Source organism: Kribbella sp. VKM Ac-2566 (assembly GCF_004366005.1).
GTDB lineage: Bacteria > Actinomycetota > Actinomycetes > Propionibacteriales > Kribbellaceae > Kribbella > Kribbella pratensis.
Genome location: NZ_SODT01000001.1, coordinates 77,036 through 99,696 on the forward strand (window position 1 = coordinate 77,036; position 22,661 = coordinate 99,696).

A 22,661-nucleotide genomic window follows, 5' to 3' on the forward strand; every position below is an offset into this window, starting at 1 on the left:
CTCGACCTGCAGACCGAGATGCAGCAGTCGTACCTCGACTACGCGATGGCGGTCATCGTCGGCCGCGCGCTGCCCGAGGTCCGTGACGGCCTGAAGCCGGTACACCGCCGCATCCTTTATGCGATGTACGACGGCGGTTACCGGCCGGACCGTGGCTTCAACAAGTGCTCCCGCGTCGTCGGTGACGTCATGGGTCAGTACCACCCGCACGGCGACTCGGCGATCTACGACACCCTGGTCCGGCTGGCGCAGCCGTGGGTGATGCGGGCCCCGCTGATCCAGGGCCAGGGCAACTTCGGCTCGCCGGGTAACGACCCGGCGGCCGCCATGCGGTACACCGAGTGCCGGATGGCGCCGCTGGCGATGGAGATGGTCCGTGACATCGACCAGGAGACGGTCGACTTCCGGCCCAACTACGACGGCAAGTCGCAGGAGCCGGTGATCCTGCCGGCCCGCTTCCCGAACCTGCTGGTCAACGGCTCGTCCGGTATCGCGGTCGGCATGGCGACGAACATCCCGCCGCACAACCTGCGCGAGGTCGCGGCCGCGGTCGACTGGGCGCTGGAGCACCCGGACGCGACCCGGGAGGAACTGCTCGACGCCTGCCTGCAGAACATCAAGGGCCCGGACTTCCCGAACGGTGCGCTGATCGTCGGCTACAAGGGCATCGACGACGCCTACCGCACCGGCCGGGGCTCGGTCACGATGCGCGCGGTCGTCGACATCGAGGAAGACGCCAAGGGCCGCACCAGCCTGGTCGTCACCGAGCTGCCGTACATGGTCAACCCGGACAACCTGGCGCTGAAGATCGCCGAGCTGGTGAACACCGGGAAGATGAGCGGCATCGCCGACATCCGTGACGACAGCTCGTCGCGTACCGGTCAGCGACTCGTCATCGTGCTGAAGCGGGACGCTCAGCCGCGCGTCGTACTGAACAACCTCTACAAGCACACGCCGCTGCAGGACACCTTCGGCTGCAACATGCTCGCCCTCGTCGACGGCGTACCGCGCACGCTCAGTGTGGACCTGTTCATCAGCCACTGGATCGACCACCAGATCGAGGTCATCCAGCGGCGGACCCGCTTCCGCCTGCGCGAGGCGGAGAAGAACGCACACATCTACCGCGGGTACGTGAAGGCGCTGGACGCCCTCGACGAGGTGATTGCGCTGATCCGGCGTAGCCCGGATGTCGACGAGGCGCGCACCGGCCTGATCCAGCTGCTCGAGATCGACGAGATCCAGGCGCAGGCGATCCTGGACATGCAGCTGCGCCGGCTGGCGGCCCTGGAGCGGCAGAAGATCATCGAGCGGTTGCAGGAGCTCGAGGCGATCATCGCGGACCTCGAGGACATCCTGGCCAACCCGGTGCGCCAGCGGTCGATCGTCAAGGACGAGCTGGCCGAGATCGTCGACAAGTACGGCAACGAGCGACGTACTGAGATCATCGCGGCCGACGGCGACCTGTCGGTGCAGGACCTGGTGCCGGACGAGGACGTGGTCGTCACGATCACCCGCGGCGGGTACGCGAAGCGGACCAAGACCGACCTGTACCGGACGCAGAACCGCGGCGGCAAGGGCGTCCGGGGTGCGCAGCTGCGGGCCGAGGACGAGATCAGCCACTTCTTCGCCACCACGAACCACCACTGGATGCTGTTCTTCACCACCAAGGGCCGGGTCTACCGGGCCAAGGTGTGGCAGCTTCCCGAATCCGCGCGGGACGCGAAGGGTTCGCATGTCGCCGGCCTGCTCTCGTTCCAGCCGGACGAGGAGATCGCGCAGGTCCTGACGCTGCGCGACTACGAGCAGTCCGACTACCTTGTGCTCGCGACGAAGCGCGGCCTGGTCAAGAAGACTGCGCTGCGGGACTACGACTCGGCGCGGCAGAGCGGCATCATCGCGGTCAACTTCCGCGAGGAGGACGACGAGCTGATCGGCGCCGACCTGGCCACCGCCGAGGACGACCTGCTGCTGGTGTCCCGGAAGGGCCAGTCGATCCGCTTCACCGCGAACGACGAGCAGCTGCGGCCGATGGGCCGGGCCACCTCCGGCGTCACCGGGATGAAGTTCCGGGCCGGCGACGAGGTGCTGTCGATGTCGGTGATCCGGGCGGGTGCGGACGAGGACTCGCAGTTCGTCTTCACGGTGACCGACGCCGGGTACGCGAAGCGGTCGAAGGTGTCGGAGTACCGGCAGCAGGGCCGTGGCGGTCTCGGCATCAAGGCGGTCAAGCTGAACGACGAGCGCGGCTCGCTCGTCGGCGCGATCATCGTCGTCGACGAGGACCAGGTGCTGGCGATCAAGGCCAGCGGTCAGGTCGTCCGCAGCCGGGTCGACAGCGTCCCGGTCAAGGGCCGCGACACGATGGGCGTCCGGTTCGCCGGCGTCGGCGAGTCCGACGCGGTGGTCGCGATCGCCCGGAACACCGATCTGACCGTCGTCGGGGAGGAATCGGAAGCGGCCGAGGAGGGTACTGGCGCTGAAGGTGCCCAGAATGTGGACGGATCGACAACCGAATCCACCTCTCAGAGCGTCCAGTCTGATGACGAGCGTTCGACGGATGTGGACGGCGCGGCTACCGTCGAAGGCGACGAAGCCGGCCAGGAGGGTGACTGATGACCAACCGCGCGAGGCCGACATGGCCTGAAGGTGCGGCCGACAGCTCCAAATCCCAGCGCACCGCGCAGGATGGGAAGCCGTCAGCTGCCCCGGCCAACCCGGCTTCCAACGGTCGTTCCAACGGCGTTCCCGGCGCCGGCGGCCAACGGACAGGTACACCGAACGGCCAGCGGCCGTCCGAGTACCGCCCGCAGGCACGCCCCGGTACGCCGGGTGTCGCGCCGGTGCGTCCGCAGCAGCCGGCCCCGAGCACGCCGGGCCGCCCCGAGCCGTGGTCGCCCCCGTCGACAACCACGCCCGCCGCCGGCACCCCGTCGTACGAGGGGAACGAGGCGAAGACCGAGTCGTTCGGTGACCGGATGAACTCGGCGCGTCAGGCCGTCCTGGACAAGGCCGCCGCGGTGAAGTCCGACAAGGCCGAGCGTGCCGAGGCCAAGCAGGAGCGGCACGCACAGAAGGACGCCAAGGCGTCGGGCCGGCCACAGACGCGCAAGGCGCGGCTGCGGATGTCCCGGATCGACCCGTGGTCGGTGATGAAGACGGCGTTCCTGCTGGCGATCGCATTCGGCATCGTGACCTGGGTCGCGGTCTTCATCGTCTGGTCCGCGATCGGCGCGGCCGGGGTGTTCGACAACATCAACTCGACCGTCCAGGAAGTCCTCGGGACGCCGGCGGGTGAACCGTTCCGAGTCGAGAACTACGTCAACACCGGCAAGGTGATGGGTTTCACCACGCTGCTCGCGTGCGCCGACGTACTGATCATCACGGCACTCGCGACCCTCGGATCGTTCCTCTACAACATCGCCGCCACGCTCCTCGGCGGCCTCGAAGTCACGCTGGCGTCGGAGGACTGACCGGGATTTTGTGCTCCGGCCGGGGCTACTGTGGGCCCGGCCGGAACCGGTTTGGGAGTAGGGCACTTGGTGCGGTAATCTCTCCCGGGTTCGACACCGCAGTACGCGGGCCTATAGCTCAGACGGTTAGAGCGCTGCCCTGATAAGGCAGAGGTCACTGGTTCAAGTCCAGTTAGGCCCACTTTTTGTTTCGAAGCCCGATCCAAGGAGTCCCAGTGCTGCGAAAGATCATGCTGGTGCTGCTGGCCGGCGTCGGCGGATACTTCGTCTACAAGAAGACCCAGCAGTCCCGCGCCGAGAAGGACCTCTGGGCCGAGGTCGCCGACCCGGTAACCCCGGGCCACTGACCACCCCAACGGGGGCGTAGCTCAACTGGCAGAGCACTGCCTTTGCAAGGCAGGGGTTAGGGGTTCAAGTCCCCTCGTCTCCACCAAGAGTCGGTTGCTCCCGAGCAACCGACTTTCGTGCGTACGGCGCCGCAGCGCTCCAGGCAGACTGTGGCAGCCCACTGCGGTGCTACGGGCCGCTCCTCCGTCGCCGTCCCCCGCGCCGCTCCCACCCACCCCGCGCTCAGCGCGCGTCAACCGCCCAGCACCACGCGATCCCGCACCGCTCGAAGCAGCCCCTGAAGCCCGGCTCTGCCCACGCTGCGAGGTCCTGCCTAGTCGCCAGCGAATAGCTCGACCTGGCTCCGGGGCGTGCTGCCGCTCCCTCAGGCAAGCAGTGAAGGAATCGCGCTTACCGCCTCGTCTCGTATCTGGTCAGGAGCACGTCGCCGGGGAACGTTCGCGTTTCCACCAGGTTCAGGTTCACCCAGGTGTCCAGCGTGCTGAAGAACGGTTTGCCGCCGCCCACCAGCACCGGATGGGTGACGATCTCGTACTCGTCGATCAGCCCGGCCCGCATGGCTGCCGCAGCGAGCGTGGCGCCACCGACCCTCATCGGCTCGCCGTCGCCGGCCTTGAGTCGGGTGATCTCCGCTACAGGGTCGCCGGTGACCAGGCGGGTGTTCCAGTCGACCTTGTCGATCGTCGAGGAGAACACCACCTTCGGCGTATCCCGCCAGTTCCGCGCGAACTCGATCTGCGCCGGGGTAGCGCCAGGCTGCTGGTCGCCGGTCGGCCAGTGGGAACTCATCGTCTCCCACAGCTTGCGCCCGTACAACAACAGCCCGATCGCCAACTCCTGCTCGAGCCACCACTGAAACAGCTCGTCGCTCGGCACGCCCCAGCCGATGTCGTCACCGGGCGCGGCGATGTAGCCGTCCAGGGTCAGGTTCATGCCGTAGACCAGTTTCCGCATGGCGTCACGCCCTTCTGTCAGTCCGGCGCCCCTTCTCCGGCCGCCCGTCACCCCTACTACGAACGCCTCACTCCGGATCCGACAGTTCGGCGGTAGTTATTCGTGCTCGATGCGTGCGGCCGGTTCGCCCTGGCGGGTCAGTTGCGGTTCGACGCCGGGCCAACTCGACCCGTGCTGTGGTTCAGCAACTCCAAGTCGACCATCACCATTGCGACCCTGTCAGAGGCGTCGCGCCCGATTCGGATCGGATAGAACCCATCGCCCATGCCGCAGCTGATGAATACAGCGGCTGTCCCACCTGAGGCGTCGGGAATGGCTGCGAATCCGGCATCGCCGGCTTCGCCTAGAGCGGCGTCGACCCGGTCCTCGTCCTCACTGAGCAGCGCGAGCATCTCTCGCTTGGAAGCGTCGTAAAAACAGGCCGTTCCGGCGTCGACGCCGACTCCAAGGACCTTGCCATCCGCTCGCTCGTCGACCCAAGCCCACTTAACGACTGGGTTGTCGCTGATCTTGAGTGTGGCAGCCGTTACGGCACGGCGAGGTCGGTCAGTCTCCTCGGTCGAGGGCCATGCAACGACGGAGAGCAGTATCGGGTAGGTGCCCGGAGGCACCTCGGCTACCACCGGCCGAGCATCATCGAAGCTGTTGAAGTAAGCGGGATCTACGGCGACGACCCGCCCGGTGGCAAGGTCCAGATGGCAAACCTCGGCAACCTCTAGCGTGGATTCGTACCCCTCGCGCCATTGATGGCGCGCTCCCTGTTCCAGGAGTGCCTCGGCATCCAGCCACTCGTCAAAAGCCATCCGCCCACCCTCCCTAGTGGCGCCTCAAGCTACCAGGACAGTGCGCGGCCGTTCCGGACACCGAGGATCCCGCTGGGGTGATTCAGGGGGTGAGGCGGTGGGGGCGGTAGGTGCGGCCGTTTTTGGTGAGGGTCCAGCGGGTCCAGTGGTTGGGTGAGAGTCGGAAGGGGAGATGGTCCTGGAGCCACGGGATGAGCGTGGCCAGGTCGTCGTCTGTTGCTTCTGGAACGGAGAGGCGTAGGCCCATGGATCGCTTGGCTTCGATGTGCAGGCTGGTTCGCGAAATGCCGAGGCTCACGCCGGTGGGGGTCTCGAAGGCGCCAAAGGCCGTTGGACGCTGATGGGGCCAGATGTCGCCGGCGGGTGTCTTCAACCTGACTGCGCCGTCCGCGCTGAGCCAGACCGGAGCCATTCCCCACGGGTTCGTGGGTAGAGGTTCCAGTGAAGCCAGCAGGTCGAGAGCCTCGTGGATTCGGTCCTGCGGGACAGGGAAGCGGTGGCCCTTCGCCGGGAATGCCTTGCGGATCTCCCGCACCGTCTTCCGGGCAGGTTCGAGCTCCGGGGTGTGCGGCAGGTGGAAGTAGTAGGACACGTCGTCTGTGACGGTGCAGGATTCCAAGAATCCACGCCAGGACGAGAACGCGTCGTGTACCGACGTACGGCCCAGGCCATGGGCGCCGCCGGACGAGATCGGCAGGCCGTCGTAGACCACCGCTGACTGAATTTGCTGCACCGTCCGACACTACGATCCTGTCGGTCGGGGCCCATCTGCGAGGCTGCCTGGATGAGCGCACGGTTGAAAGGCAGGCGACTTCGTGCGGAGGCGGCTATCGACGGCATCACCGCCTGGGCACAATCGCAGGGCGACGTACAAGGGCTCGCCTTGGTTGGTTCGTATGCATACGGTCGACCCCCGATGGCGAGCGACGTGGACATCGTCCTGGTTACAGCAGACAAGGACCGCCACATCAGCGGAATGGAGTGGGCACGTTCCATCGACCGCAGACCTCGACTGATTCGTCGCCAGGACGCCCTCCGCATGCTCTAGCGAGAACCTGCTGGCTCAGGCGGTGGTGTTCCACTCGTAGTAGTCGGGTTCAGGGTCGACTTTGAAGCGGACGGCGTTGATTGTTTTCTGGCCGTTGATCCAGGCTTTGGAGATTCTGTGGCCGCCGTCCATCAGGCGGCCGTCTGCGGACAGGATCACTGGGTAGCTGAGGTCGGCTTTCTGGATGAGGGCGGCGTGGCGGGCGACCATGCGGCAGGTGACGGGCCTCCCGCCGAACCAGCAGTCCTGGTCGAACTCCGGGATTGAGTCGATCGGTACGGATTCGACAGGAAGACCTTCGGACAACTTCCAGAGGCGTTCGGTCAGGTAGAAAGCCCGGCCGCCGGGCACGGGACGTGAGTGCTTTTCAGGCATCGGGTGATTATCACCTGTTGATCCTCTGACAGCAGGCCCTTTACTCGTCCGCGGGTCTGTCCACAGGGTTCCTCACAGGGGTGAACAAGTCAGGACAGTGCGGCGGCCTTGCGTAGGAGGATTGCGCGTTCGGGTTGGTTGGTGCACAGGCGGGCTGCTATTTCCAGTTCGGCGCGGGCCTCGGAGTGGCGGCCGAGGCGGGTCAGGAGTTCGCCGCGGACGGTTGGGACGAGGTGTGAATTGGGGAGTCGGTCCAAGGCGACCAGCTCGTCGACGATGGCCAGGGCTTGGGCCGGGCCTGAGGCCATGGCTACGGCGACGGCTCGGTTGAGCTCGACCACGGGCGAGGGCGCGACCCGGCCGAGTGCTTCGTACAGCACGACGATTCGATCCCAGTCGGTCTCCTCGACCGAAGGCGCCGACGCGTGGGCGGCGGCGATCGCGGCCTGCAGGCCGTACGGGCCGAGGCCGCGGGCGGATGCCTTGACCAGCGCGGCCAGCCCACGGCGAATGGCCGACAAGTCCCACCGCCGCCGGTCCTGGTTCTCCAGCAGGATCGGCGTACCGTCCGGGCCGGTCCGGGCCGGGAAGCGCGCGGCCGTCAGCTCGAACAACGCCAGCAGGCCGTGCACCTCCGGTTCGTCCGGCTGCAGCGCGGCCAGTGTGCGAGCCAGCCGGATCGCCTCGTACGCGACGTCGGGCCGCACCAGCCGCTCGCCCGATGTGGCCGTCGATCCCTCGGTGAAGATCACGTAGAGCACGCTGAGTACGCCGCTCAGTCGTTCCCGGCGTTCGTCGGCGGCCGGCAGTTCGAAGGGCACCCCGGCCGCGGCGATCGTCTTCTTGCCCCGGGTGATGCGGGCCTGCACGGTCGGCACGGGTACGAGGAACGCGCGGGCGATCTCCTCGCTGGACAGGCCGCCGACCACGCGCAGGGTCAGGGCGACCTGGGCCTCGCGGGAGAGCACCGGATGGCAGCTGATGAACATCAGGGCCAGGACGTCGTCATCGATCCGGTCCGGGTCGATCTCGTCGTCGACCACCGGTGCCGTTGCCAGCAGCGCGTACCGGTCCTTCAGGGCGGTACGGCGGCGGATCGCGTCGATCGCCCGCCGCCGGGCCGTCGCCATCAGCCAGCCGGCGGGACTGGCCGGTGCGGAGAGTGGCCACGACACCAGTGCCTCGGCCACCGCCTCCTGAGCCGCATCCTCGGCCAACCCGAAATCACCCGTGAACCGAGTCAGCGCGGCGACGATCCGCGCCGACTCGATTCGCCAGACGGCCTCGACGCCGGCTGCATCCATCAGCTCTGGCCGTTGCTCTCGCGGTAGGCGTCTGCCTTGCCGAACTTCGCGCTGTCCTGCGGGACCTCGTCCTCGCCGGGCACCCGCCGTACCTCGATCTTGGACCCGGGCACCGCCGGGACCCGCTTGGCCCACTCGACCGCCTCCTCCTTCGAGGCGACGTCGAGCAGGAAGTAGCCCCCGAACAGTTCCTTGGTCTCGCCGTACGGACCGTCCGTGACGATCGGCGCCTCGTCGGTGAAGTGCACCACGACGCCCAGGGCCGGATCGTCCAGACCCTCGGCCGCGACGTACACCCCGGCCTTGTCCATCGCCTCGATGAACTGGCGGGTCGTGGTCATCATCTCGTCGATGTTGGCCATCATGGCCGCGTTCGTCTCGTCGGTGCCCCGCATGATCAGCATGTACTGCGCCATCACGTACTCCTTGTCCGACGGGGCCGCCTCTCGGCCCTCGCACCCCCAGGTCGAACGAGCGACCCGCGGATCGACAAGAACCGGAAGAAACTTCTCGCCGTCCCGAAAGCTTCCCGCCACCACTCTTGCCGATTCAAGGACAGGCCGCACAGATTTGTTGTGGGATGGTGTCGGATCGGGGTGTTGGCGTTCGTGGAGTTGGTGTGGCGGCCGTTCGGGTCGTCGCGCTGAGAGGAGACGGCAGTGGCTGAGTATCTGATCACGTTCAACGACGAGTGGGTGCCGGATCAGACGGAGGAGGACCTGCGCACCAAGAGTGCCGGTGGGAGGGCGGTGATCGCGGAGATGGAGGAGGCCGGGATCTTCATCTTCAGCAACGGCGCGCTCGACGCCTCCACTGCGATCTGCAGCGTCGAGGCGAAGGACGGGGAGCCGATCTTCAGCGACGGTCCGTACGCCGAGACCAAGGAGCACCTCGGTGGCTTCGCCGTCATCGACGTACCGGACGACGAAACGGCGCGCTACTGGGCGGGCCGCCTGGCCGTCGTACTCAACTGGCCGCAGGAGGTCCACCGCTTCCCCAACCACGTACGCCACAACCAGCCGACCGAAACCGCCTGATCGCGCGGGTGGGCGAGCCACATCCGCTCGCCCACCCCGCACGGAGGTAGGGTCACCGGAATGTCCGTCTGGAGTGTGCCTGAGCGGGTTGAGCCGCCGAACGATCCGGTCGATGAGCGGGCTGCGCTCGAGGATCGTCTCGAGTTCCAGCGGACCACGCTGCTGTTGAAGTGCGGTGGGCTGACGCCGGAGCAACTGGTGCTGCGGTCGGTGCCGCCGTCGGCGATGTCCCTGCTCGGCCTGGTTCGGCATCTGTCCGGAGTCGAGGCCTGGTTCCATGCGTACGACGGCCAACCGGACCACCTGTACTTCTGGGACTACGTGCCAGGGTCGAGCGACGGATTCGTCGTCGATCCCACGCGGGCCGACGACGACCTGGCCAGCTATCAAGCGAGTGTCGCCCGGTCGCGGGCCGCTGTGGCAGGTCTCGGGCTCGACGAAGTCAGTCCCGGCGAGGACTACACGCTGCGGTGGATCTATCTGCACCTGATCGAGGAGTACGCGCGCCACAACGGCCATGCGGACCTCCTCCGCGAACGCATCGACGGCGCTACGGGCGAATAGCTTTCAGCTTGTGAAGGCCCAGGACGCCATGAGGGGGAACTCGGCCCGCCAGAACGGGTCGCCGTGGTCTCCCTCGCGTTCGGTGATGACCACGTCTGCGTCGGCGTCGCGGAGGGCGTCGGCCCAGCGGGTGGCGTTCTCCATGAACCAAGGTTCAAGCGTGCCGGCGACCAGGTACGCGCGCGGGAGCGGGCTCGGCATGACCTCCGGCGGCCGGTAGCCGCCACCAGGTGAGGCGGCGAAGATCGAGCCGTAGATATCCGGATGGCGAACGCCCATGGCCAGCGCGAGTTCCGCGCTCGCCGAGACGCCGCACACCGCGGTCCGTTCGGGCGGCAGGGCGACGCCGAAGCGGGATCGCACCCAGTCGCGGACGTCCTCGACGAAGAACTTCTCGTGCGCCGCGAACCGCTCCTCGTTGAACGACGGCGAGTACTCCTCGATCCGCACCATCTCGTCCGAGTCGTCCGTACGGTACGCACCGACCACCATCGTCGGCGGTACGTCGGCCTGCTCGAGGTCCCCGCCCCACGGGGCGATCAGTTGGCCGTCACCCGCGAACACGATGACTTCCGGTGGATCCGCCGGCACGTAAACGGCCACCTGCCGCCCACCGTCGTACTCGAACGTCTCCGTGAGGACCATTGATCTCACCGTTCCAGTAGGCACAGCGTCGCGAGGGCTCGTCGATCGGATACAGATCGCACGTACATGGGCCACGAGTGTTGCAAGACTGGGGGCGTGAGTGAAATGGATTTCAGTGGTTATCAGCAGGCGGCGGCGCGGACCGGTGGGCTGGTCGCGACCGATCATCCGATCGTGTACCCGACCTTGGGGCTGGTGAACGAGGCGGGCGAGGTCGCCGGCAAGGTGAAGAAGATCTTCCGCGATCGGCAGGGTGTGATCACCGACGCGGACCGGCAGGCGCTGACGCTCGAGCTCGGCGACGTGCTCTGGTACCTGTCCGAGCTGTGCACCAGGCTCGAGATCCGGCTCGAGGACGTTGCCGAGCACAACATCGCGAAGCTTGCCGACCGGGCGTCGCGCGGTGTCCTCGGCGGCGACGGAGACCTGCGCTGAGTTTCAGGGCCGGAAGCTGTCGGCTGCTGCCTGCACCTGAGCCCTTCGCTCGTCCCAGAACGCCGCGTCCGCGGCAACGGTCGTGCCGTCGCCGAGCCGGCCGTCGAGTTGTTCGCGGAGGATGTCGGCATGGCCGGCGTGCTGGGACGTCTCGGCAACCATCCTGATCAGCAGCACACCCAGCGTGGTGTCACGGTGCCCGTCAGCCCAGTGCGCGACGTACCCCGGGCTGTTCAGCTCGAGCGAGGCCACGGTCGTGTCGGCGTGCGCGCACGCCTTCCGATACACGTCGACGACGTACTCCCGCGACTCGTCCGGCGTCGCCCACATGTCGATCTCGGTGAACGGGTCGTCCCGGAACCACGAGGGCTGCTCCTCCGGCGGCCGCCCGAACGCTTCACCCAGGTACCCGTACTCCAGCCCAGCCAGATGCTTGACCAACCCGAGCAGATTCGTCCCGGTCGGAGCCAGAGGCCGCCGTACGTCGTACTCCGACAACCCGTCCAACTTGTCCAGCAGCCCTCCGCGACTGACCTGCAAAACCCGCAACAGCTCAGTCTTCGGATCCATGAACCGGAGTCTAGGTCGACAGGGCTAATACTCGATCAGGCCGCCGGCTTTGACGGGTGGGACGTGGCCGGTGGGTGGGCGGGACTCGGACAAGGCGACGCCGATGTCGACCAGGGCGGCGCGGCGGAGGGTCGGGACCTCGGGGATCGGGGTCCAGACGGATTCGGCGGTCTCGCCGTTGGGCTCGGGGCGGGTGGTGCCGGCGGTGATCCGGACGGCGTAGAAGATGCCGATGTTCTGATGGTCGTCGGGCCCGGGACGACGACGTACGGCGGCCGGCACGATCCGCGAGTCGACCCCCAGCAGCCGCTCGACGACCGACTCGTATCCCGTCTCCTCGGCCACCTCCCGCGTCACGGTGTCGAACGGATCCTCACAAGGCTCGACACCACCACCCGGCAGGGTCCACCAACTCCCATCGCCGTACGGCGAGACATACCGCGCCAGCAGCACCCGCCCGTCCTCAACACACACCGCATAAGCAGCCACCCGTCGACTCATTCCGGGACCCTAACCCGGCTCAGGTGAGAAACCTCCGCTGAGACGTACCTAACGACAGGTAGTGCACCTGCGAGACGCCGTACGCGCGGACTCGGCCACGCTCAGGTGCACTACCTGACGGCCTGATACCTCCTGTCCTTGGCGCACACCGGAATAGGTTCGGTGGGGTTGGAAGTTGGGGCGGGTATGACAGTTGAGATCGGGGTCATTCTGCCGACGTCGTCGCCGGATCCGGCGCGGGCGATCCTCGGGGATGTGCGGGAGAGTGCGCGGTACGCCGAGGAGATCGGGCTGGACTCGGTCTGGTCGACGGACCATCTGATCGCGAGTGCGCCGATGCTGGACAGTTCCGTCGTGCTGGCGACCGCGGCCGCGGTGACCGAGCGGATCACAGTCGGGTACAACGTGATGTTGCTGGCGTTGCGGCCGGTCGCGTGGGCGGCGAAGCAGATCAGCACGTTGCAGCTGGTGTCGAACAACCGGCTCGTGCTGGGAGTCGGGACCGGCAATCCCGCGCACGGTGACATCGGCTGGCGGGCGGCCGGTGTCGAGTTCGCGGACCGCGGACGGCTGACGGACGAGGCCCTCGCCGTACTCCCGGATCTCATCGCGGGCAAACCCACGACAGTAGGGACGGACCTCGACGTGACGATCGCGCCCGGGTCGCCGGTGCCGCCGATCTTCGTGGCCGGGAACGGTGTTCGGGCGCATCGGCGAGCGGCGGCGTACGCCGATGGATGGGCGACGATCGCGGCCTCGCCGGCCGAGGTACGGACGAACCTGGAACGGATCAACGAACTTGCCGACGGCAAGCAGTTGAGGGCGACCGTGGTGGCACCTCAGCTCGACGGCGACCCGCTCGAGCAACTGGCCGCGTATGAGGCGGCCGGTGTCGAGCGCATCATCCTGCCGCCCACCGGTGACTGGCACGACGACTACGACCGGGCCGCCGCCCTGAAAGCGGGCTGACGAAAACTGCAGGGATTGGACCTGTCGAGGGTTCGCATGCCTGGGGAGACTGGATCTCATGTACGTTCCTGCGCACTTCGCCCCTGACGACGAGGCCGTTCTGGAGTTGCTGGCCCACCACGGGGCGGCGGATCTGGTGACGATGACGCCCGACGGGTTGACGGCGACGATGCTCCCGTTCATCCACGATCGCGAGCGGAACGTGCTGCTCGGGCACCTGGCGCGGAACAACGAGCACTGGCGCCTGCCCGTGATCGGCGATGCGCTGGTGATCATGCGCGGGCCGGACGCCTACGTCTCCCCGACCTGGTACGCCTCCAAGCGCGACCACGGCCGCGTGGTCCCGACCTGGAACTACATCACCGCCCACGTACACGGCACGATGACCGTGTACGACGACCCTGCCTGGGTGGAGAACCTCGTACGGCGTTTGTCGGACTATCACGAGGCGGGCCGGGCGGAGCCGTGGTCGGTGGACGATGCGCCGGCGAAGTACCTCAGCGGGCAGCTGCGGGCGATCGTCGGCGTGGAGATCGGGATCAAGCGGATCGAGGCCAAGTTCAAGCTCAGCCAGAACCGCCCGGCCGCGGACGTCGACGGCGTGATCGACGGTCTCCGGGCCGATGGCGACGACCGGTCCGCCGCAGCAGTCGCCCAGCACCGCCGCGCTTGACCTTGACCTGAAGGGCAAGGTTTACGATCCCGCCATGTCTGGAATTGTCGTGGTGGGAGTAGGGCCTGGCATCGGGCTCGCGGTGGCGCGCCGGTTCGTCCGGGAGGGGATGAGCGCCGGGCTGATCGCGCGCTCGGAGGCGACGGTGAAGGCCGCGGCCGAAGAGCTCGGGAGTGCCGAGGTACTGCCGATCACGGCCGATGTGACCGACGAAGCCGGCCTCCGTACCGCGCTCGATCAGGTGGTCGAGGCGTACGGCGTACCCGAGGTGGTCGTCTACAACGCCGCACTGATCCAGCCGGACCGGATCGGCGAGCTCACCGCGCAGCAGCATCTCGACGCCTTGGCGGTGAACGTGGTCGGCGCGATCACCACCGCGGCGCAGCTCGTGCCCGCGATGGCCGAGCGCGGCAGCGGGTCGTTCCTGATCACCGGAGGCATGCCGCTGCCGAAGCCCGACTACGCGAGCCTCTCCCTCGGCAAGGCCGGCGTCCGCGCGGTCGTCACCCTCCTCCACCAGCAGTACGGCGCGGCCGGCGTCCATGCCGCGAGCGTCACCGTCAGCGGCGGAGTCTCCCCCGGCAGCGGCTGGGACCCGGACGACATCGCGAACCACTACTGGCGCCTGCACACCCAGACTCCGGCCGAATGGATCCACGAGATCGTCATCTGACCCCTTGTCGTATTGTTGAACAATCTTTATCGTGAGATCACCCGAGAGGGGGTCTCATGACGACGACTGCAACACTCAGTCCGGCCCAGGCACGGTCGCTGTTCCGGGACGACTACAGCGGACCGACCACCGGTTGGGCCGGCGGGTACACGCAGACCAACCTGATCGCAGTCCCCGCGGACTGGGCGTACGACGTGTTGCTCTTCTGCACCCGCAACCCGCAGGCCTGCCCGGTGCTCGACGTGAGTGATCCGGGTGACCCGACGACGCGGCTTGCTCGGGGCGCGGACCTCCGGACCGATCTTCCGCAGTACCGGATCTGGCAGGACGGCGAGTTGGTGGCCGAGGTGGCGGATGCGACCGAGGTGTGGCGTGACGACCTGGTCGCGTTCTCGCTCGGGTGCAGTTTCACGTTCGAGTCTGCGCTGGCGGCTGAGGGAGTTCCGCTGCGGCACGTCGATCAAGGGCGGAACGTGGCGATGTACGTGACCGATCGCGACTGCGAGCCGGCCGGGCGGTTGCACGGTCCGCTGGTGGTGTCGATGCGCCAGATTCCGGCGGACCGGGTCGACGACGCCGTACGGATCACGCGAGCGATGCCGGCCGTGCACGGCGGGCCGGTGCACATCGGGGACCCGAGCGGGTTGGGGATCACCGACCTCGCGCGGCCGGACTTCGGCGATCCGGTCGACGCGGTCGACGGCGACGTACCGGTGTTCTGGGCGTGCGGGGTGACTCCGCAGGCGGCACTGATGGCGTCCCGGCCACCGTACGCGATCACGCACTCGCCCGGCTACATGTTCATCACCGACCGCCGCGACAGTGACTATCGCGTTTAGAGCAGCTTGCGCCTGAAGCCCTCGGCAACAGCGGCGGCGCGGTCGGAGACGTCGAGTTTGGCGTAGATGTTGAGCAGGTGGGTCTTGACCGTCGCCTCGCTGATGAACAGGTGGCGGGCGGCCTCGCGGTTGGTGTTGCCAGCAGCAACCAACTGCAGGACCTCGAGTTCGCGTGGGCTGAGGAGGTCGGCGGCCGGCGGGGTACGGACATGGTTCATCAGCGTGCCGGCGACCGAGGGAGCCAGGACCGTCTGGCCGTCCGCGGCGGCCCGAACGGCGCGCAGCAGCTCGTCGCGCGGCGCGTCCTTGAGCAGGTACCCGGTGGCGCCGGCCTCGATCGCGGGTACGACGTACCCGTCCGTGTCGTACGTCGTCAGCACGAGGACTCGTGCCCGTATGCCGCGTTCGGCCAGCTGAGCGATCGCCGCGACGCCGTCGACGCCGGGCATCTGCAGGTCCATCAGGATCACGTCCGGCCGCAGCGCTTCGGCCAGCCGGATCGCCTCGGCCCCGTCGCCTGCCTCGCCGACCACCTCGAAGTCGGGATCGGCTGCGAACATCCCGCTCAGCCCGTCGCGGACGATCGGATGGTCGTCGGCGATCACCAACCGGATCATGCCGGCCGTCCCGTCAGCGGCAACGTCGCGGAGATTGCCGTACCGAAGCCGGGCTCGGACTCGATCTCGAGCGTTCCGTCCATCGCTTCGACCCGCTGCCGCATCGCGACCAGTCCGAACCCGCCTGCCTCCGACGACGAGATCCGGGCCGGATCGAAGCCGGCACCGTCGTCCCGGACGTCCAGCGCGACCTTCTTCTCCATGTAGGACAGCGTCACACCCACCCGGGACGCCTGCGCGTACTTCGCCACGTTCGCCAGCGCCTCCTGAGTTGCCCGCAGCAGAGTTGATTCCGCCTCGGGTGTCATCACCCGCGGCGTGCCGGTAGTGGTCAGCCGTACGTCGACTCCGTGCACCGCCGACCAGCGCCGTACGACGTCTGCGATCGCCCCGCTCAACGTCGCCGACTGCAGCGGTTGTGAACGGAGCGCGTGCACCGAGCGGCGTGCCTCGGTCAGACTCTCGCGGGCGAGCCCGATCGCGGTCGTCACGTGCCGGCGCCAGTCGGAGGCGTTCTCGGCGGCCTGGAGCTGGGTGACGATCCCGGTCAGTCCCTGCGCGAGCGTGTCGTGGATCTCGCGGGCCATCCGCTGCCGCTCGTCGATCACGCCGGCGTCGCGGGCCTGGGTCAGCAACTGCTCGTGCAGGATCGCGTTCTCCGCGAGGCTGGCCTCGAGCCGGCGGTTGGTCTCGGTCAGCGCGTCCACCGCGTCCTTGCGCTGCTGACTCAGGACCTCGCCGCGCCTGCCGAGCCAGGCCGCCAGGCACATCCCGATCACGTTCACCCCGATCACCGCGACGGAGCCGAGAACACCGACGACGTCGGTCTTCGGAATGTCGTAGGCCTGTGCGAAACCGGCGAGCACCGCGACCGCCCCGACACCGAGCAGTTCACCGGGCCACGGCAGCAGGATGAACGTGTAGAAGTAGCCGGCCGGAGTGAGGAAGCCGAACCACGGATCCCGCACCACCAGGACCGCGAGCAGCACCACGAAACCCGTCACGAAGATCGCCATCGCGCGGTCGTCCGTCCGCCGAGCCGGGCGCAGCGTGAACATGCCGAGGATCCACAGCGCGACCAGCGCGCACAGCACCAGGTCGACTGTCAGCGACCCGGGCTGGTCGCGCTTGATCAGGATGGTCACGGCGGCGAGGCACGCGAGCAGCACATACGGCGCCACGGTCAACCGCAGCGGCCAGACCTGCTCACTCATGTCACCCAGTGAACACCGAGCGAAGGTGCTTGCTGTTCACCTGCAGCGCGACGCCCAGAAGCAGCAGGCCGCAGACAGCCTGCTCGCCCTTCATCCACAGCGGGAAGGTGCCCGGCAGCGCGATGATCACCACGATCGCGACCAGCATGACCGCCGAGACGATCCGGAGCCGGAGGTAGCCCCTTCGCGAACCCCTGGCCGCGCTGCGGGCGAACAGGACGGTCAGCAGGGCGCTCGCGACCACGATCGTCCCGCGGACCCAGACCGCATCGTTCACCACGGTTGCATGGTGGCGCAGGGCAACGATGGCGACCAGTGTGAGCACGCTGATCGCGAGATAACCGCCGGTCAGCAATTGCACGCTCCGCAACGCGGCCATACTTCGCGGGTGTTCGACATTCACCGGAGGAGTCATGTGTCGACTGTCTCGTCGAGGGTCGGGTGGGCGCATCGTCCACTCGGCCCCACTCAGCTCAACCGATCGGTGGATCCGTTCGGTTGCGCCAGCGGAAGTCGCAGACGACGGCACGGTGGTCGGACGGATAGGTGCCGTCGACGGCGTCACCCGCGATGACGGCTGACTCGACGTTGACCAGCTGATCCTCGTGGCCCGGGCGGTAGAAGATGTGGTCGATCCGCTGATCGACCAGTTCCGGACCGGCCTCGAGCGGCGCGGACGGATGCGTCGACGGCAGCGTCACCGCATCGGACGCACCGTTGCCCGACGTCCAGGCATCGATCAGGACCTCGCGCAGCGGACGCAGTACGGCGCTGTCCGCCGCCGCGTTCAGATCGCCCATCACCAGGGACGGGCACGGCCCGTCGGCGGCTGGATCGGTACCGAGGTCGGCGAGCAGTGCGGCCTGGGCGAGCCGGTCGTCGCTGAAGGTCGTCGCATGCTCCAGGCACGCCACCACGATCGGCAGCGGACCGGCCGGATGAGCGACCCGGGCACGCAGGGCGACCGGATCCCAGGACCGATGGCGGGCCGGCATCGGGATCGCCTCGTGCTCGACGATCGGCCACCGACTCAGCAGCGCGATCCCGAGTTCTACGCCGTCGTGATCGGGCGTCAGCACCGGCTCGGGGGTCCGCGGGTACGACGGCGACGCGAAGACCGCGTGGAACCCGAGCGCATCGGCGAACTCGTCCGCCTGCGTCGTGCCGTCGGCGCCCCACACCTCCTGCAGCGCGATCACGTCCGGAGTGAACCGCTCGATCGTCGCGAGGATCCCGGGCTGCCGTTCCCGCCAGCGTGGCCCGAATCGCCACCAGATGTTCCAGGTCATCGCACGAAGTTGCGGGTCGGCCACGACGTCTCCTTCCGGCTCGGGGGTGCGAACCCCTGGTACCCACCACCGGCAGGCACACGATCGTTGCCCTGAGCACCTTGCTTCCGTGTCAGTTTGTGCACGGACTGTCACAGACTGTCACGACGCGTTTACGGCTGCGTGCAGATGTCCGGACAAGGCTGGCGGCGGCGGGAGCGGTCGGCCGATCGTCGATTCAGGAACACGAAGTCCAGAAGAGTTCGAGTCAGGTCGACCACGGGAGGGTCCGGACACGTGCTCGAGACTTATCGCGGAATCCCACACCTGTTGGACACCTGGCTTGTACTGACCGGCATGACCCTGCCGGTCGCCCTTTCCTCGCTCCGCCGCCCGGGCGACCTGGTCCCCCGGCTGGCCGCGTTCTGCCTGCCGGCCGCGTTCGCGCTGGTGATCGCGGCGACGCTCAGCCCGACGACGCATCGCCTCGGCCAGATCGGCGAGTGCGGCACGCACCTGACCACGACCGGCGGACTGACGTCGCTCCAAGGTCTGCTCAACGTCGTGCTGTTCGTGCCGGCCGCGGTCATGCTCACGCTGGCCAGCGGTCGTCCGGGCGACGGCATCGCCGCCGGGATCGGGATGTCGGCCGCCGTCGAGGCGGTGCAGGCGCTGCTGCCGCAACTCGGCAGATCGTGCCAGCTGCACGACCTGATCGCGAACTCGGTCGGCGCCTTCTGCGGAGTCGGCCTGGCCGCCGGCCTCCAGACGCTGACCCGGAGCCTGGTCGCGCGGCCGGGCTTCCTGGTCGTCAGCCCAGCGGTGGTCGAGCACGCCGCGATGCTCGTCGTACGGCGGCCGCGGCATCCGGCCCGGCACCGACGCGAGACCCTGGTGTCGGCCGGTCGTCCGGCGAGATATCACAGTACGAACACACAGTTATCCGGATAGTTATCCACAGGCTGTGGATAGGACCGTGGATGACCGCCTGACTACCTGGGGATATCCACAGCGAGGTCAGGGTCGCACGTCGAGGCCGAGCGCGGCCGCCACGACCATCGCCTGGGTGACGTCGATCCGGGCGTCCTTCAGGGTGACGGTCAGCGGATCGAGCGTCGACAGGTCGGAACCGCGCAGATCGGCACCGGTCAGATCGGCCTTCTGCAGGGACGCACCGGACAGGTCGAGGTCCCGGAGCACGGCCTTCTGGGCCCGCAGACCGGTCAGATCCGCCTCGCGCATCTTCACCCCGGTGAACTCGGCGCCCTTCAGATCCGCTCCGGGCAGGCCGGTGAACGACCAGTCGCCGCCGACGACCTTCATCAGGCTGTGGGCGCAGTCGTCGAACAGACTGCCGACCATCTTGCACCGGGTGAACGTCGTGTCGAACAGCGAACACCGCACGAACGTGCAGTTCACGAACGCGGCGTCGGCATGCGTCGACGCGTTGAACCGGACTCCGCGGAACGTGCACTCCTCGAACACCCCGGCGCGGTTCTCCACCTCGGTCAGGTCGGAGTCGATGAACAGCACCCGGCGGTACGTCTGCCCGGACGGGTCCTCGTCGTCCCAGTCCCGGATCGTCGACTCGGTCTGCGCCGCCGGACGCCCGCCGCTACGGTCAGCCATGACTCTCCCTCACTCGATGAGCCCCCACACTGCCACGCCGTGCCGACACTGTGATGCTGACGACGGAGAACGTACGGCGGACCGACAAATAACGGCCGCACGATGGAGGGGTGACCGGAACTGAGCGGGTGATGGTGTTCGGCGCGGGAGGTTTCCTCGGCGCCAGGATCTGCGCGCTGCTCGCCGACCGGGGTATCGAGTACCGCGGACTGAGCCGGACCCGCAGCGAGCCGTACCGGCGCTGCGACCTGGCCGCGATGCACCCGTACGCGCTGGACACGCAGATCGGGATGTACAAGCCGACCGTGATCGTCAACGCAGTCGGCGCCACGTTCGGCGAGCCGGCCGACCTGGTCCGGGCGAACGTGATCGCCGTGGAGGCCCTGCTCGGCTCGGTGCGCGACCAGGCCGGCCATGCCCGGTTCGTCCAGCTCGGCTCCGCGGCGGAGTACGGCGGTGCTCCGCACGGCACCAGCCTGTCCGAGGACAGCGCGCCGCGGCCGCTCGGTCCGTACGGGATCACCAAGCTGGCCGGGTCCGAGCTTGTGCTGCGGGCGCAGCGAGCCGGCGCGGACGCCGTCGTACTGCGGATCTTCGATGCGATCGGGCCGGGAGCGCCGGACAGTACGCTCACCGGGCGGGTGATCCGGGACCTGCGGTCGCGTCAGCTGATCGAGGTCGGGTCGCTGGACGTGTGGCGCGACTTCGTCGACGTACGGGACGTGGCCGAGGCGGTGCTCGCGGTCGCGCTCGCGGACGGGAAGCTGCCGCCGGTGCTGAACGTCGGGACCGGCCGGGCCACGCTCGCGCGGGACATCGCCGGGCAACTGTTCGAGCTCAGCGGTCAGCCGGCGACGATCGTCGACGACGCCGAGCAGGAGACCGCGCTCGGCGCGCCGTGGCAGCAGGCCGACCCCACCCTGATCGGGGACACGCTCGGCTGGTCCCCCAAGGTCGCCCTGGAGCAGTCCCTGGCCGACAGTTGGTCGGAGCCCGTCTAGCACAATCGGCCTGTGGAAATCCGAGCTGTTAGTGAGGCTGCTCCGGATCGGCGACCGCCGGCTGGCAACGAGGACCTCGTCCTGACCGGGCCTGACTTCGCCGTCGTGCTCGACGGTGCCACGGCTCCGGCGGGCGTCGAGTCCGGCTGCCGGCACGATGTCCCCTGGCTGGTCATGCGGCTCGCCCGCGAACTGGCCCCTCCACTTCTCACCCGATCGCCCACACCGCTTCCCGACCTGCTCGCCGAGGCGATCGCCGGCGTCCGGGCGACCCATGCTGATACCTGCGACGTCAGCAACCCAGACAGTCCGTCGTCCACTGTCTCGATGGTTCGGCTGCACCCGGACCACGTCGAGCATCTCGTCCTGGCCGACTCACCCGTCGTCCTGCGCTCGCCGGACGGAAAGATCACTGTCCACAGCGACGACCGGATCGAGCGTCTCCCGGAGCGGACCCTCGAGGCCGTACGCCGATTGCGCAACCAGCCAGGCGGCTTCTGGGCAGCGAGCACCGAGCCCCAGGCGGCGTACGAGGCAGTCGTCGGGACCACGGACCGGGCCGACGTCGACGTGATCGCGATCCTGTCCGACGGTGCGTCCCGCTTCAGCGAACGCTACGGACACTCGTGGGAAGAACTGCTCGACGTACTCACGACCGACGGCCCGCGACGGCTGATCGACCTGGTGCGGGAACACGACGCCGCGGCGACCACCCCCGGCTGGAAGCGGTACGACGATGCGAGCGTCGTACTGCTTCAGGGGCCGTAAGTCGGGAAACCCTGGCCGGGATGCTGCTGGCGCGGGGCGTACTGCGGTGTCTGAGGCGGCGGCTGCACAAAATCCTGGACCGGCGGCGGTGGAGCGAGCCGCGACTGCTGCCAGCCGCCGATCTGCAGCATCAGCAGTGACGCCGTGACCGCCGCGACGATGAGCAGGACCGTCGCGACCGTGAACCCGATGTCGACGGCCAGCGCGACCCGGACCATGTAGTCCTGCAGGTCGTAGATGTCGACGTACTGACCCTCGACGTCGCTTTCCGCCACCTCGACCAGCCGGACGATCCAGATGACGAACCCGATCACCGCGGCCGATCCGCCGCCGACGATGACGACCCAGAAGCCGCTCCAGGACACCCACCACGTGTACAGCAGGGCGCGGATCCGGCCGGATCGGGCGATCCCGGGCCGGTCCCGGGGCTCGCTGGCGCGGGCGACGTCCTCGACGACCTGCAGCGGGTACCAGAACTGCACGATCGGGCAGATCCACGCGCCGACGACCCACCCAGGCGACCGGCGGTGCGCGCCGTGGGTCGGGACGGTCGGGTTCGGGGCGAACGGCGAATAGAGGAAGTCGACGTTGTCGCGGGCGCGCCACAGCCAGATCAGGAACGCGATCCCGGTCCCGATCAGCAGGTAGCTGACCAGGTTGAGCAGCGGGCCGGTGCCGGCGATCGACTCCATGCCGCGCTCGATCTCCTCGTCGGAGAGCAGCCCGTACACGAACCGCTTGACCTCGCCGTACGACCGCCAGAGCAGCACGCACTGGATCACGGCGCAGAGAGCGGTCACCCCCATCAGCGCGATGCTGACGATCGCGAGCGCCCGCAACGGCCGGTACTGCGGCACCACCGGCATCGGCTGGTACGGCATCGGCTGGTAGGGCCCCGGCCCCTGATACGGCCCTGGTCCCTGGTACGGCTGCGTCACCTTCTACCTCCCCGCAGC

General features: G+C 68.1%; 29 protein-coding genes and 2 tRNA genes. 16 read left to right on the forward strand and 15 right to left on the reverse strand.

Going from position 1 to position 22,661, the window contains the following annotated elements:
- Positions 1 to 18 precede the first annotated feature (18 nt).
- The 5 genes from gyrA (at position 19) to EV647_RS00395 (ending at position 3,903) form a co-directional block, all read left to right on the forward strand.
- On the forward strand, positions 19 to 2,613 hold the full coding sequence (gyrA, locus tag EV647_RS00380; protein WP_370342090.1) for a DNA gyrase subunit A: 2,595 nt from the start codon (positions 19 to 21) through the stop codon (positions 2,611 to 2,613).
- Entirely contained in the window at positions 2,613 to 3,470 is an 858-nt protein-coding gene (locus EV647_RS42735; RefSeq protein WP_133996574.1) for a DUF3566 domain-containing protein, read from the forward strand. Before gyrA ends, EV647_RS42735 begins: the two co-directional genes overlap by 1 nt.
- 107 nt (positions 3,471 to 3,577) lie before the next feature.
- Positions 3,578 to 3,651, forward strand: a tRNA-Ile gene (locus tag EV647_RS00390).
- A gap of 34 nt (positions 3,652 to 3,685) precedes the next feature.
- Positions 3,686 to 3,817: a DLW-39 family protein gene (locus EV647_RS42740; RefSeq protein WP_238175383.1), complete on the forward strand. Its 132-nt coding sequence runs from the start codon at positions 3,686 to 3,688 to the stop codon at positions 3,815 to 3,817.
- A 10-nt stretch (positions 3,818 to 3,827) separates the two neighbouring features.
- Positions 3,828 to 3,903, forward strand: a tRNA-Ala gene (locus tag EV647_RS00395).
- A gap of 305 nt (positions 3,904 to 4,208) precedes the next feature.
- Here EV647_RS00395 and EV647_RS00400 read toward each other — a convergent pair.
- From EV647_RS00400 to EV647_RS00410, 3 genes are all read right to left on the reverse strand, one after another.
- Positions 4,209 to 4,772 carry a dihydrofolate reductase family protein gene (locus tag EV647_RS00400; protein ID WP_133996577.1) on the reverse strand — a complete coding sequence of 188 codons (564 nt, stop codon included), beginning with the start codon at positions 4,770 to 4,772 and terminating at the stop codon, positions 4,209 to 4,211.
- 137 nt (positions 4,773 to 4,909) lie between these two features.
- The gene (locus tag EV647_RS00405; RefSeq protein ID WP_133996579.1) at positions 4,910 to 5,575 is read right to left on the reverse strand and encodes a DUF4241 domain-containing protein; all 666 of its coding nucleotides are present in this window, start codon (positions 5,573 to 5,575) and stop codon (positions 4,910 to 4,912) included.
- Between the two features lie 82 nt (positions 5,576 to 5,657).
- The gene (locus tag EV647_RS00410; RefSeq protein WP_133996583.1) at positions 5,658 to 6,287 is read right to left on the reverse strand and encodes a hypothetical protein; all 630 of its coding nucleotides are present in this window, start codon (positions 6,285 to 6,287) and stop codon (positions 5,658 to 5,660) included.
- A 72-nt stretch (positions 6,288 to 6,359) separates the two neighbouring features.
- Between EV647_RS00410 and EV647_RS43570 the strand changes: the two genes are divergently transcribed.
- Positions 6,360 to 6,623, forward strand: a complete 264-nt coding sequence (locus tag EV647_RS43570) for a nucleotidyltransferase domain-containing protein (protein ID WP_370342002.1) — start codon at positions 6,360 to 6,362, stop codon at positions 6,621 to 6,623.
- 15 nt (positions 6,624 to 6,638) lie between these two features.
- Here EV647_RS43570 and EV647_RS00415 read toward each other — a convergent pair whose 3' ends face one another.
- The 3 genes from EV647_RS00415 to EV647_RS00425 form a co-directional block, all read right to left on the reverse strand.
- Positions 6,639 to 6,998, reverse strand: a complete 360-nt coding sequence (locus EV647_RS00415; RefSeq protein ID WP_133996586.1) for a hypothetical protein — start codon at positions 6,996 to 6,998, stop codon at positions 6,639 to 6,641.
- Between the two features lie 89 nt (positions 6,999 to 7,087).
- Positions 7,088 to 8,302 carry an RNA polymerase sigma factor gene (locus EV647_RS00420; RefSeq protein WP_133996589.1) on the reverse strand — a complete coding sequence of 405 codons (1,215 nt, stop codon included), beginning with the start codon at positions 8,300 to 8,302 and terminating at the stop codon, positions 7,088 to 7,090.
- Positions 8,302 to 8,718 carry a YciI family protein gene (locus EV647_RS00425; protein ID WP_133996592.1) on the reverse strand — a complete coding sequence of 139 codons (417 nt, stop codon included), beginning with the start codon at positions 8,716 to 8,718 and terminating at the stop codon, positions 8,302 to 8,304. The genes EV647_RS00420 and EV647_RS00425 overlap by 1 nt, the downstream gene beginning before the upstream one ends.
- Positions 8,719 to 8,961: 243 nt before the next feature.
- Between EV647_RS00425 and EV647_RS00430 the strand changes: the two genes are divergently transcribed.
- Both EV647_RS00430 and EV647_RS00435 read left to right on the forward strand, forming a co-directional pair.
- The gene (locus EV647_RS00430; protein WP_133996595.1) at positions 8,962 to 9,339 is read left to right on the forward strand and encodes a YciI family protein; all 378 of its coding nucleotides are present in this window, start codon (positions 8,962 to 8,964) and stop codon (positions 9,337 to 9,339) included.
- Positions 9,340 to 9,399: 60 nt separating this feature from the next.
- On the forward strand, positions 9,400 to 9,903 hold the full coding sequence (locus tag EV647_RS00435; RefSeq protein WP_133996598.1) for a DinB family protein: 504 nt from the start codon (positions 9,400 to 9,402) through the stop codon (positions 9,901 to 9,903).
- 3 nt (positions 9,904 to 9,906) lie between these two features.
- Here EV647_RS00435 and EV647_RS00440 read toward each other — a convergent pair whose 3' ends face one another.
- Positions 9,907 to 10,548 carry an alpha/beta hydrolase-fold protein gene (locus EV647_RS00440; RefSeq protein WP_133996601.1) on the reverse strand — a complete coding sequence of 214 codons (642 nt, stop codon included), beginning with the start codon at positions 10,546 to 10,548 and terminating at the stop codon, positions 9,907 to 9,909.
- A gap of 105 nt (positions 10,549 to 10,653) precedes the next feature.
- Between EV647_RS00440 and EV647_RS00445 the strand changes: the two genes are divergently transcribed.
- Positions 10,654 to 10,983 (forward strand): nucleoside triphosphate pyrophosphohydrolase family protein, encoded by a 330-nt coding sequence (locus tag EV647_RS00445; RefSeq protein WP_131337753.1) that lies wholly within the window; start codon positions 10,654 to 10,656, stop codon positions 10,981 to 10,983.
- 3 nt (positions 10,984 to 10,986) lie between these two features.
- Here the strand turns inward: EV647_RS00445 and EV647_RS00450 are convergent, their stop codons facing one another.
- Complete coding sequence (locus EV647_RS00450) at positions 10,987 to 11,553, reverse strand: DinB family protein (RefSeq protein WP_133996604.1); 567 nt, start codon at positions 11,551 to 11,553, stop codon at positions 10,987 to 10,989.
- A gap of 24 nt (positions 11,554 to 11,577) precedes the next feature.
- The gene (locus EV647_RS00455) at positions 11,578 to 12,054 is read right to left on the reverse strand and encodes an NUDIX hydrolase (RefSeq protein ID WP_133996607.1); all 477 of its coding nucleotides are present in this window, start codon (positions 12,052 to 12,054) and stop codon (positions 11,578 to 11,580) included.
- A gap of 186 nt (positions 12,055 to 12,240) precedes the next feature.
- Between EV647_RS00455 and EV647_RS00460 the strand changes: the two genes are divergently transcribed.
- The 4 genes from EV647_RS00460 to EV647_RS00475 are packed head-to-tail and all read left to right on the forward strand — an operon-like array spanning position 12,241 to position 15,208.
- Positions 12,241 to 13,023 carry an LLM class flavin-dependent oxidoreductase gene (locus tag EV647_RS00460; protein ID WP_133996610.1) on the forward strand — a complete coding sequence of 261 codons (783 nt, stop codon included), beginning with the start codon at positions 12,241 to 12,243 and terminating at the stop codon, positions 13,021 to 13,023.
- Positions 13,024 to 13,081: 58 nt separating this feature from the next.
- The gene (locus tag EV647_RS00465) at positions 13,082 to 13,696 is read left to right on the forward strand and encodes an FMN-binding negative transcriptional regulator (RefSeq protein WP_133996613.1); all 615 of its coding nucleotides are present in this window, start codon (positions 13,082 to 13,084) and stop codon (positions 13,694 to 13,696) included.
- A 34-nt stretch (positions 13,697 to 13,730) separates the two neighbouring features.
- Positions 13,731 to 14,369 (forward strand): SDR family oxidoreductase, encoded by a 639-nt coding sequence (locus EV647_RS00470; RefSeq protein ID WP_133996616.1) that lies wholly within the window; start codon positions 13,731 to 13,733, stop codon positions 14,367 to 14,369.
- 56 nt (positions 14,370 to 14,425) lie between these two features.
- The gene (locus tag EV647_RS00475) at positions 14,426 to 15,208 is read left to right on the forward strand and encodes a putative hydro-lyase (protein ID WP_133996619.1); all 783 of its coding nucleotides are present in this window, start codon (positions 14,426 to 14,428) and stop codon (positions 15,206 to 15,208) included.
- On the opposite strand, the gene EV647_RS00480 is transcribed toward EV647_RS00475, so the two are convergent.
- Genes EV647_RS00480 through EV647_RS00495 form a run of 4 tightly spaced genes read right to left on the reverse strand, consistent with a single transcriptional unit; the run spans position 15,205 to position 18,352 of the window.
- Positions 15,205 to 15,825 (reverse strand): response regulator transcription factor, encoded by a 621-nt coding sequence (locus EV647_RS00480; RefSeq protein WP_133996622.1) that lies wholly within the window; start codon positions 15,823 to 15,825, stop codon positions 15,205 to 15,207. The genes EV647_RS00475 and EV647_RS00480 overlap by 4 nt on opposite strands.
- Positions 15,822 to 17,039 carry a sensor histidine kinase gene (locus EV647_RS00485; protein WP_133996625.1) on the reverse strand — a complete coding sequence of 406 codons (1,218 nt, stop codon included), beginning with the start codon at positions 17,037 to 17,039 and terminating at the stop codon, positions 15,822 to 15,824. Before EV647_RS00485 ends, EV647_RS00480 begins: the two co-directional genes overlap by 4 nt.
- Position 17,040: 1 nt before the next feature.
- Positions 17,041 to 17,454 carry a hypothetical protein gene (locus tag EV647_RS00490; protein WP_133996628.1) on the reverse strand — a complete coding sequence of 138 codons (414 nt, stop codon included), beginning with the start codon at positions 17,452 to 17,454 and terminating at the stop codon, positions 17,041 to 17,043.
- A 58-nt stretch (positions 17,455 to 17,512) separates the two neighbouring features.
- A complete protein-coding gene (locus tag EV647_RS00495; protein WP_133996631.1) occupies positions 17,513 to 18,352 on the reverse strand; it encodes an endonuclease/exonuclease/phosphatase family protein in 840 nt (279 codons plus the stop codon).
- A gap of 312 nt (positions 18,353 to 18,664) precedes the next feature.
- Here EV647_RS00495 and EV647_RS00500 point away from each other — a divergent pair, with 312 nt between their 5' ends.
- On the forward strand, positions 18,665 to 19,258 hold the full coding sequence (locus EV647_RS00500) for a VanZ family protein (protein WP_133996634.1): 594 nt from the start codon (positions 18,665 to 18,667) through the stop codon (positions 19,256 to 19,258).
- 66 nt (positions 19,259 to 19,324) lie between these two features.
- Here EV647_RS00500 and EV647_RS00505 read toward each other — a convergent pair whose 3' ends face one another.
- Complete coding sequence (locus tag EV647_RS00505; RefSeq protein ID WP_133996636.1) at positions 19,325 to 19,936, reverse strand: pentapeptide repeat-containing protein; 612 nt, start codon at positions 19,934 to 19,936, stop codon at positions 19,325 to 19,327.
- A 110-nt stretch (positions 19,937 to 20,046) separates the two neighbouring features.
- On the opposite strand from EV647_RS00505, the gene EV647_RS00510 reads away from it, so the two are divergent.
- Together EV647_RS00510 and EV647_RS00515 are read left to right on the forward strand one after the other, a co-directional pair.
- Entirely contained in the window at positions 20,047 to 20,937 is an 891-nt protein-coding gene (locus EV647_RS00510) for an NAD(P)-dependent oxidoreductase (protein ID WP_238175384.1), read from the forward strand.
- A 12-nt stretch (positions 20,938 to 20,949) separates the two neighbouring features.
- Positions 20,950 to 21,705: a protein phosphatase 2C domain-containing protein gene (locus EV647_RS00515; protein ID WP_133996639.1), complete on the forward strand. Its 756-nt coding sequence runs from the start codon at positions 20,950 to 20,952 to the stop codon at positions 21,703 to 21,705.
- Here EV647_RS00515 and EV647_RS00520 read toward each other — a convergent pair.
- Positions 21,693 to 22,643 (reverse strand): DUF4328 domain-containing protein, encoded by a 951-nt coding sequence (locus tag EV647_RS00520; RefSeq protein ID WP_133996642.1) that lies wholly within the window; start codon positions 22,641 to 22,643, stop codon positions 21,693 to 21,695. The two genes, EV647_RS00515 and EV647_RS00520, sit on opposite strands and share 13 nt — an antisense overlap.
- Positions 22,644 to 22,661: the final 18 nt, after the last annotated feature.

Bases quoted from the DNA above. Each gene is read 5' to 3' on its own strand.
- EV647_RS00460 (WP_133996610.1), top strand. From the start codon at position 12,241: ATGACAGTTGAGATCGGGGTCATTCTGCCGACGTCGTCGCCGGATCCG.
- EV647_RS00505 (WP_133996636.1), bottom strand. From the start codon at position 19,936: ATGGCTGACCGTAGCGGCGGGCGTCCGGCGGCGCAGACCGAGTCGACG.
- gyrA (WP_370342090.1), top strand. From the start codon at position 19: ATGCAGCAGTCGTACCTCGACTACGCGATGGCGGTCATCGTCGGCCGC.
- EV647_RS00475 (WP_133996619.1), top strand. From the start codon at position 14,426: ATGACGACGACTGCAACACTCAGTCCGGCCCAGGCACGGTCGCTGTTC.
- EV647_RS00450 (WP_133996604.1), bottom strand. From the start codon at position 11,553: ATGGATCCGAAGACTGAGCTGTTGCGGGTTTTGCAGGTCAGTCGCGGA.
- EV647_RS43570 (WP_370342002.1), top strand. From the start codon at position 6,360: ATGAGCGCACGGTTGAAAGGCAGGCGACTTCGTGCGGAGGCGGCTATC.
- EV647_RS00465 (WP_133996613.1), top strand. From the start codon at position 13,082: ATGTACGTTCCTGCGCACTTCGCCCCTGACGACGAGGCCGTTCTGGAG.
- EV647_RS00415 (WP_133996586.1), bottom strand. From the start codon at position 6,998: ATGCCTGAAAAGCACTCACGTCCCGTGCCCGGCGGCCGGGCTTTCTAC.
- EV647_RS00485 (WP_133996625.1), bottom strand. From the start codon at position 17,039: ATGAGTGAGCAGGTCTGGCCGCTGCGGTTGACCGTGGCGCCGTATGTG.
- EV647_RS00455 (WP_133996607.1), bottom strand. From the start codon at position 12,054: ATGAGTCGACGGGTGGCTGCTTATGCGGTGTGTGTTGAGGACGGGCGG.
- EV647_RS00490 (WP_133996628.1), bottom strand. From the start codon at position 17,454: ATGACTCCTCCGGTGAATGTCGAACACCCGCGAAGTATGGCCGCGTTG.
- EV647_RS00405 (WP_133996579.1), bottom strand. From the start codon at position 5,575: ATGGCTTTTGACGAGTGGCTGGATGCCGAGGCACTCCTGGAACAGGGA.
- EV647_RS42735 (WP_133996574.1), top strand. From the start codon at position 2,613: ATGACCAACCGCGCGAGGCCGACATGGCCTGAAGGTGCGGCCGACAGC.
- EV647_RS00400 (WP_133996577.1), bottom strand. From the start codon at position 4,772: ATGCGGAAACTGGTCTACGGCATGAACCTGACCCTGGACGGCTACATC.
- EV647_RS00480 (WP_133996622.1), bottom strand. From the start codon at position 15,825: ATGATCCGGTTGGTGATCGCCGACGACCATCCGATCGTCCGCGACGGG.
- EV647_RS00445 (WP_131337753.1), top strand. From the start codon at position 10,654: ATGGATTTCAGTGGTTATCAGCAGGCGGCGGCGCGGACCGGTGGGCTG.
- EV647_RS00420 (WP_133996589.1), bottom strand. From the start codon at position 8,302: ATGGATGCAGCCGGCGTCGAGGCCGTCTGGCGAATCGAGTCGGCGCGG.
- EV647_RS00425 (WP_133996592.1), bottom strand. From the start codon at position 8,718: ATGGCGCAGTACATGCTGATCATGCGGGGCACCGACGAGACGAACGCG.
- EV647_RS00435 (WP_133996598.1), top strand. From the start codon at position 9,400: ATGTCCGTCTGGAGTGTGCCTGAGCGGGTTGAGCCGCCGAACGATCCG.
- EV647_RS00500 (WP_133996634.1), top strand. From the start codon at position 18,665: ATGACCCTGCCGGTCGCCCTTTCCTCGCTCCGCCGCCCGGGCGACCTG.
- EV647_RS00470 (WP_133996616.1), top strand. From the start codon at position 13,731: ATGTCTGGAATTGTCGTGGTGGGAGTAGGGCCTGGCATCGGGCTCGCG.
- EV647_RS00440 (WP_133996601.1), bottom strand. From the start codon at position 10,548: ATGGTCCTCACGGAGACGTTCGAGTACGACGGTGGGCGGCAGGTGGCC.